Source organism: Neobacillus drentensis (genome assembly GCF_036966985.1).
GTDB lineage: Bacteria > Bacillota > Bacilli > Bacillales > Cytobacillaceae > Neobacillus > Neobacillus drentensis_E.
Genome location: NZ_JBALSN010000256.1, coordinates 1 through 7,625, shown reverse-complemented (window position 1 = coordinate 7,625; position 7,625 = coordinate 1). Strand labels below are relative to the sequence as shown.

Here is a 7,625-nt window from a genome sequence, read left to right as displayed (position 1 = left end):
AATATCAAATGTTTTTTTTATTTTTTAGAATTTTTTTATAAAATTGTAAACATCCTCTCCGTCCTATCAACGATTTTCCCATTCTTTTCACAACCAATCTCTGAAAAACTAAAAAAAAGTTATTGACAAGAAATAAATCGAACGAATATAGTTAGTTGTGAAAATGATAATCATTATCAATAATATGTTGTTACTTACTCTTTCTTTAAAGGAGGTCAATAATGGTTCGGTTATATACAGAGGATTTAAACATTAGCTATGATGACCAGTTGATTGTTAAAAATCTCAGTGTGAAAATACCCGATCGAAAAATAACAACCATCATCGGATCGAATGGCTGCGGGAAGTCTACCTTATTGAAAGCGATCACAAGGATTATATCGCAGCAATCTGGAACCGTTTTGTTAGATGGAAAAGATATCTCAAAGGAAAATACAAAGATTCTTGCTAAGAAAATGGCCATTCTCCCGCAATCACCTGAAAGTGCCGGAGGATTGTCAGTGGGTGAACTCGTTTCTTATGGCCGCTTTCCCTATCAAAAAGGCTTTGGACGCTTAACGAAAAAAGATTATGAAGTTATTGACTGGGCACTTGAAGTCACAGGTTTACTAGACTTTAAGTTTCGTTCAGTTGATTCCTTATCTGGAGGCCAACGCCAACGAGTTTGGATTGCCATGGCTCTTGCTCAAGAGACGGACATCATTTTTCTGGATGAACCAACCACATATTTAGATATGGCTCATCAATTGGAAATACTAGAGCTTCTTCAAAAGCTGAACATTGAACAGGAACGTACCATTGTCATGGTCCTTCACGATTTAAATCATGCGGCACGTTTCGCTGACTATATCATTGCTCTGAAAGAGGGTCACATCGTCAAGGCAGGAGATTGCGAGGAAGTAATGACTCCTTCAGTGTTGAAAAAAGTTTTCCAAATTGATGCCCAAATTGGAAGAGATCCACGAACAAATAAGCCCATGTGTATAACTTACAACTTATTAAAAGGAGAAAATCAAAATGAAAAAGCTGCTATTCCCGTTTATCCTGCTCTTAGTGTTAATTATTAGTGCCTGCAGTAACGAGACGTCAGGAAAAGATGAGAGTTCCCCTAAAAAAGAGGAACAACCAAAAACCATTACATATCAATCAGAAAATGGCCCGGTAGAAGTCCCATCAAACCCAAAACGTGTCATTTTGCTGTCAGGATTCACGGGTAATGTCATCGATTTAGGTGTAAATATCGTTGGTGTAGATGTTTGGTCTAAAAATAATCCCACTTTTAAAGAAGACTTAAAAGATGTCGCAGAAGTATCTGATGAGAATTTAGAAAAAATTATCGAATTAGAACCGGATTTAATCATTGGGTTATCCAATATTAAAAACCTTGATAAATTAAAAGAAATTGCTCCAACTGTAACTTATACTTGGGGGAAAGCCGATTATTTAACCCAACATATTGAAATTGGAAAACTGTTAAATAAAGAGAAAGAAGCCCAAGCTTGGGTTGATGACTTTAAAACACGTGCCAAAACTGCGGGAGACGAAATTCGTTCAAAAATTGGTGAAGATGCAACGGTATCCGTCATCGAAGCTTATGATAAGGATCTATATGTATTCGGCAATAACTGGGCTAGAGGAACGGAAATCCTATATCAAGCTATGAATTTGAAAATGCCTGAAAAAGTGAAGGAAATGGCTTTGAAATCTGGCTACTATGCCATTTCAGCAGAGGTATTACCTGAGTATGCCGGGGACTATGTGGTTTTAAGTAAATACGCAGATGCAGATCACTCATTCCAAGAAACAGAAACATACAAGACTATTCCAGCAGTTAAAAATAATCATGTCTTTGAAATGAATGGAAACGGCGCTTCCTTTAGTGACCCAGTTACATTAGATAAGCAATTAGACTTTTTTAAGAAGTCATTTCTCGGAAATTAATAATCTATGAGGGATTCTTTATCTAGAATTCCCTCTTCCCCTATTCTAGGAAAGAAAAGATGAGAGACTGATGACAAAAGAAAATTTCCCCTTTGTATATAAGATTATCGCTGCTTTCCTTGTTTTTGGCGGTATGTCCATTGCTGCATGCGTTTTTGGAGCGGCAGATACGTCCATCAAAGATGTTTGGATGGCACTAACTTCAAATTCAACTGATAATGCCACTTTGATGCTCCGTGAAATCCGATTTCCAAGAGCAGCGGCAGCCATTTTTGTTGGTGCTGCACTCTCAGTTTCAGGAGCGATCATGCAAGGTCTGACGCGAAATCCACTAGCAGATCCTGGTTTTCTTGGATTAACAGCTGGTGCGAATGCGGCACTTGCCATAGCCATTGCGTTTATCCCTTCTGCCAATTATTTCAGCTTGACGATCGCTTGTTTTGTGGGAGCTGCTGTTGGAACACTGATGGTTTTTGGTATCGGTTCCATAAAAAAAGGCGGCTTTTCACCGCTTAGAATTGTTTTAGCTGGAGCAGCGGTCTCTGCCTTCCTTTATGCCGTTGCAGAAGGAATTGGGATTTATTTCAAAGTTTCGAAAAATGTTTCCATGTGGACTTCTGGAGGGATGATTGGTACGTCGTGGAAACAGCTTCAAATCATCGTCCCATTTATTATTATTGGGATACTTGTGTCACTTTTTCTCTCCAGACAACTTACTATTTTAAGCTTAAATGAAGAAGTTGCCATTGGATTAGGTCAAAAAACAATTCAAATTAAGACGATACTATTTATAGTTATTATTCTATTAGCTGGTGCTTCTGTGGCACTTATCGGGAATATGGCCTTCATCGGCTTAATGGTTCCCCATTTGGTTCGCGGAATCGTCGGAACGGATTACCGTTTCATCCTTCCCATGTCCGCTATTTTTGGAGCCACTTTTATGCTTTTTGCTGATACCCTTGGGAGAACCATTAATGCTCCCTACGAAACACCAATCATTGCAATCATGGCTGTAATGGGGCTGCCCTTCTTCCTTGTTATTGTCCGTAAAGGAGGAAGCGTATTTTCATGATTCAGCCTTCTTTATTAAAAAAACAGCGGATGCTTTTAAGTAGTTTACTAGGACTCATATTGTTATCATGCATTATTGGCATGGGTTTGGGATACTCTTCCCTTTCCTATGACAGACTTATTCCAACTCTTCTCGGACATGGAACATTTAAAGAGGATTTTGTCTTATTTTCTATTCGCTTACCAAGAATGATTATTACATTGTTAGCAGGGATTGCCTTGGCCTTATCTGGTTCTATTTTACAAGGAATCACACGAAATGATCTTGCTGACCCTGGTATTATTGGGATAAACTCTGGAGCAGGTGTTGCGATTACCGTTTTCTTTTTGTTTTTCCCGATCGAAGCAGGTTCATTTGTTTTCGTGCTTCCCCTTGTGGCTTTTTGTGGTGCGATACTAACTGCCGCACTAATATATCTTTTATCCTATAAAAGAAATTCTGGTATGCAGCCGGTGAGATTAGTTCTAGTCGGGATTGGTTTTTCGATGGCACTTTCCGGGGTCATGATTGTCCTGATTTCATCTGCCGAAAGGGAAAAAGTGGATTTTATTGCTAAATGGTTAGCGGGGAACATATGGGGAACGGATTGGCCTTTTATTTGGGCATTCTTACCTTGGTTAATGATATTAATCCCTTTCACATTGTACAAAGCTAATCGATTAAATCTTCTTGGACTAAGTGAGTCTGCTGCGATTGGTGTGGGTGTGTCAATTGAAAAGGAACGGATCGTTTTACTAATAACGGCAGTTGCCTTAGCTGCATCTGCTGTTTCAGTTACGGGAGGAATTTCCTTTATCGGATTGATGGCTCCCCATATCGCAAAAGCTTTGGTAGGACCTAGAAATCAATTATTTATTCCCTTAGCGATTCTGATTGGCGGTTGGCTCCTACTCATTGCCGATACAATTGGACGGAACCTTATTGACCCTAATGGTATTCCGGCCGGAATTATGGTTGCCTTAATTGGTGCTCCGTACTTTATGTATTTGTTATTAAAAAAGTAATAAACAATGAATCCCCATATTGGAGGGATTCATTGTTTTTTATTTCTATCATGTTCTCTTTCTGTATTCCTTTGGTGTCAGTCCATATTTCCCTTTAAAGATTCGGTAAAAATAACTGATATTATCATAACCCACCTGCTCCACAATTGAAGCAATCGCCATATCGGTTCCTTCCAGTAATTCTTTCGCTTTCACAAGTCGCCTCTCTTGCAGAAGCTCTTTGAATGTGTGAGATGTGGCCTTTTTTATGGTTTTACTTAAACCATAGTGAGATTGTTTCAAGCGATTGGCTAATTCATATAACGAGGCATCCTTAAACCGATCTTCAATATACTTAAGTGACTCTACTACTAAATAATGATTGATAGATGCCTCTTCTTTTCTCTCCACCTTATCGGAATTTTTGATAAGTTCAATCAAGAAAAGCCCCATATAAAGCTTAATAGTTGATTCTGAGAAAGTAGAAGGATGCATGATTTCCTCAATCATTTTTCCAATCATATCCTGAATAGCCTGTACTTCAGCAACTTTAAAATAAAGGAATTGTCCGTTCTGTGTGTTGTTATATAAGCTATTAATCAGAAAATCACTGACAATATTTTCGGAACTTAGAAAGGTAAAAATAAAGTCGAAGAAAGAAGGACGAATGATGAAATTAATGACAATGTCTTCTTTAGCACAAGCTTTGATCTCATGTTCAATATGCTGATTTAATAAGAGAAGTTCTCCTTTTTTCAAGGTAATTTGCCTTCCGCCCACCGTTTGATTTAATTCCCCGGTATAGACATAATTGACTTCAATATAATCGTGTTTATGTAAAGGGAAATCCACAAATCTTGTGTGCTTACGAACCATAATCATCTTATCTTTACTGAGGAATTTTTCACTTTCAATAATAAAATTTGTCTTATTTGTATATAGTTCTTTACTTACTTTTTTTCGCTCTTCAAGAATCGTTCTCTCTTCATCTGTTATTTCCATTAGTTCGTCAAGAAGTTCCAGATTCATTTGATTCACCTATTTTCTGAGTTCTATCTCTAAATCAAATCATATCATATATCTTATTCCCCAATTGAAAAAACAAATAATCTACAAAAGGCTTGCTCCCTATTACAGGAACATGCCTTTTGATTGATTAAATATTTATAATTTCAAAATTCCTTCTCGCGGAACTACCTTAAAGGCATCAGCAAGGTCTTGAAGCTGTTGATCGGTAATGGTTTGTTTTTTGCCGCCCTGGGCACAAACAATGGTATACACTTGAGCTGCTTTTTCAGCTGTTTCAATCAAACCAAATGTTTCGTCCATGGTTGCCCCAGCACCGAAAATTCCATGATGCGGCCAAACTACTAAGCGGACATGTTCCATTTTCTCTGCGGTTGCTTCACCAATTTCATTGGTTCCTGGGATGATCCAAGGAATGACGCCTACACCATCAGGGAAAACAACAATACATTCTGTACACATTTCCCAAAGCGTTTTTGTAAATTCTTCTTCCTTCAAACTATGTGAAAATGTCATGGCAATCAAATTTGTCGCGTGGCAGTGCATGATCACGCGGTGATTTTTGTCTGCTGCTAATCGCTTCATATGATTCATTAAATGTGTTGGCAGCTCACTTGTTGCTACAGCGCCATCTTCCAGCCCCCAAAGAATTTCGTAGCTTTTGCCGTCCGCTGAAATTCGAATGACTCCCAGGTTTGAAGCCGGATCCTCTTTAACATTTTTAAAGTATTTTCCAGAACCTGTTACTGCCAAATATCTTCCTGCAAGCTCGGAAGCATCAAAACTCATTGGTACTGTTCTTACAACATTATCAACATCCAAGTAAGGTAAAACTTCATATTCATTTAAAAGGTAACTAATATTCCCGCCATTCCGTTCATCCCAGCCTAATCGGTATAGGTTAGTAGTTGCTTCAATCATTTCTTGTAAAAAAGGTGCTGTATATATTAAATTTCTCAATGTCATACTCATGTTCTTTATCTCCCTTGATAAAAAATTATTTTTTATATTTATGTGTATTTATCTTCTTTACATTTACATCATAACTCGGTAACAAAAACAAATCAACATAAACAAAAATAATATTTTTTATTATTTTTGTTTTACAGACATTTTTGTCACAAAATCAATTTGTTTACTTCCGAAAAAATCAAAAAACAGACCTAATAGGTCTGTTTCCATTCACCATTTACTATGACTCTTGTATTTTTAGGTGCTGTAATCTGAGCTTCTACATCCTCCGGAAGATATCCAAATACAAAAAAAAGAGATGGAAAACCTCCATCCCTATTTTTATGAACTATTAATTTAAACTAGCATGACCCAATGAAACTTATCCTTCTAACAATAAAGAGTGTGGATCTTCCAACAATTCTTTCACGGCAACTAGGAAGCTAACGGCCTCTTTACCGTCTACAATACGATGATCGTAAGACAAAGCAATATACATCATCGGTCGGTTTTCCATTCGTTCCTTATCAATCGCTATTGGTCTTGTTTGGATTTTATGCATTCCGAGAATCCCTACTTGCGGGCTATTCAAGATTGGCGTTGACATTAACGAACCAAAAACTCCACCATTTGTAATTGTAAATGTTCCACCTTGCAAATCATTTAACGTAAGGGCATTATCACGAGCTTTTTTACCAAGATTACTAATATCCTGTTCGATTTCAGCAAAGTTTTTCTGATTTGCACCGCGTACAACCGGTACCACTAGACCTTCTGGTGCTGCAACGGCAATTCCAATATCATAGAACTTCTTGATAATCAATTCATCGCCTTGAATTTCGGCATTTAAAAGCGGGAATTGCTTTAACGCTGAGACCACGGCTTTTGTAAAGAAAGACATGAACCCAAGACGAACACCATGTTTTTCAAAAAAGGCATCTTTCCGCTGATTGCGTAAATCCATAACAGCCGACATATCAACTTCGTTAAATGTGGTTAACATCGCTGCTGTATGCTGGACTTCTACTAGGCGTTTTGCAATGGTTTGACGACGGCGGGTCATTTTCACCCGTTCAACTGGTTTGTCAAACTCTTCATCTAATTGTTGTACGGCTGGTTTTGGGCTGGCCTTTTCCAACTTTGGCTCTTCTTTAACCACAGGTGTCGGTGTGTGGGCTTTTACATCCTCTGGTCTAATTCTGCCAAGTGGATCCCGGCTGCTTACTTGCGTTAAATCGATTCCCAATTCTCTTGCCAATTTTCTTGCTGCTGGTGAGGCAATTGGACTATTTCCTTTTGGCAGTACTGGCTCCGGTTGGGTGTTTGGTTGATTTAAGGTTTCTTCTACTGTTATTTCCGGAGCTGCAGCAGGAACAGCCGGAATGGCTCCTGCAGCCGTATTCTCTTCGATAATCGCAATGACATCCCCAACTTCGACGATATCGCCAGGCTCTTTTAAAAACTTTGTAACTATACCTGAGTATTCGGCATTTAATTCTATGTTAACTTTATCAGTTTCCAACTCAACAACACTATCTCCTTTGGTTACTTTATCACCAATATTAATGAGCCATTGAGCAATGGTTCCTTCCGTAATGGATTCTGCCAGTTCTGGTACTTTGATTTCAATCATGTGGTGTATCCTCCTATGT

General features: G+C 38.2%; 7 protein-coding genes. 4 read left to right on the top strand and 3 right to left on the bottom strand.

Annotated features, from left to right (window positions below; translation table 11 throughout):
- Positions 1-221: 221 nt before the first annotated feature.
- From V7659_RS17295 to V7659_RS17280, 4 genes are all read left to right on the top strand, one after another.
- The gene (locus tag V7659_RS17295; RefSeq protein WP_335541047.1) at positions 222-1,067 is read left to right on the top strand and encodes an ABC transporter ATP-binding protein; all 846 of its coding nucleotides are present in this window, start codon (positions 222-224) and stop codon (positions 1,065-1,067) included.
- Positions 1,018-1,941, top strand: coding sequence for an iron-hydroxamate ABC transporter substrate-binding protein (locus V7659_RS17290; protein WP_335541046.1), 924 nt, complete (start codon positions 1,018-1,020; stop codon positions 1,939-1,941). Before V7659_RS17295 ends, V7659_RS17290 begins: the two co-directional genes overlap by 50 nt.
- A gap of 70 nt (positions 1,942-2,011) precedes the next feature.
- On the top strand, positions 2,012-3,013 hold the full coding sequence (locus V7659_RS17285; protein WP_335541045.1) for a FecCD family ABC transporter permease: 1,002 nt from the start codon (positions 2,012-2,014) through the stop codon (positions 3,011-3,013).
- A complete protein-coding gene (locus V7659_RS17280) occupies positions 3,010-4,017 on the top strand; it encodes a FecCD family ABC transporter permease (RefSeq protein WP_335541044.1) in 1,008 nt (335 codons plus the stop codon). Before V7659_RS17285 ends, V7659_RS17280 begins: the two co-directional genes overlap by 4 nt.
- 48 nt (positions 4,018-4,065) lie before the next feature.
- Here V7659_RS17280 and V7659_RS17275 read toward each other — a convergent pair whose 3' ends face one another.
- The 3 genes from V7659_RS17275 to odhB all read right to left on the bottom strand — a co-directional run bounded on the left by V7659_RS17275 (position 4,066) and on the right by odhB (position 7,606).
- Positions 4,066-5,025 carry a helix-turn-helix domain-containing protein gene (locus V7659_RS17275; RefSeq protein ID WP_335541043.1) on the bottom strand — a complete coding sequence of 320 codons (960 nt, stop codon included), beginning with the start codon at positions 5,023-5,025 and terminating at the stop codon, positions 4,066-4,068.
- A gap of 135 nt (positions 5,026-5,160) precedes the next feature.
- A complete protein-coding gene (gene rhaD / locus V7659_RS17270) occupies positions 5,161-5,988 on the bottom strand; it encodes a rhamnulose-1-phosphate aldolase (protein ID WP_335541048.1) in 828 nt (275 codons plus the stop codon).
- A 367-nt stretch (positions 5,989-6,355) separates the two neighbouring features.
- A complete protein-coding gene (odhB, locus tag V7659_RS17265; RefSeq protein WP_335541042.1) occupies positions 6,356-7,606 on the bottom strand; it encodes a 2-oxoglutarate dehydrogenase complex dihydrolipoyllysine-residue succinyltransferase in 1,251 nt (416 codons plus the stop codon).
- Between the last annotated feature and the right edge of the window lie 19 nt (positions 7,607-7,625).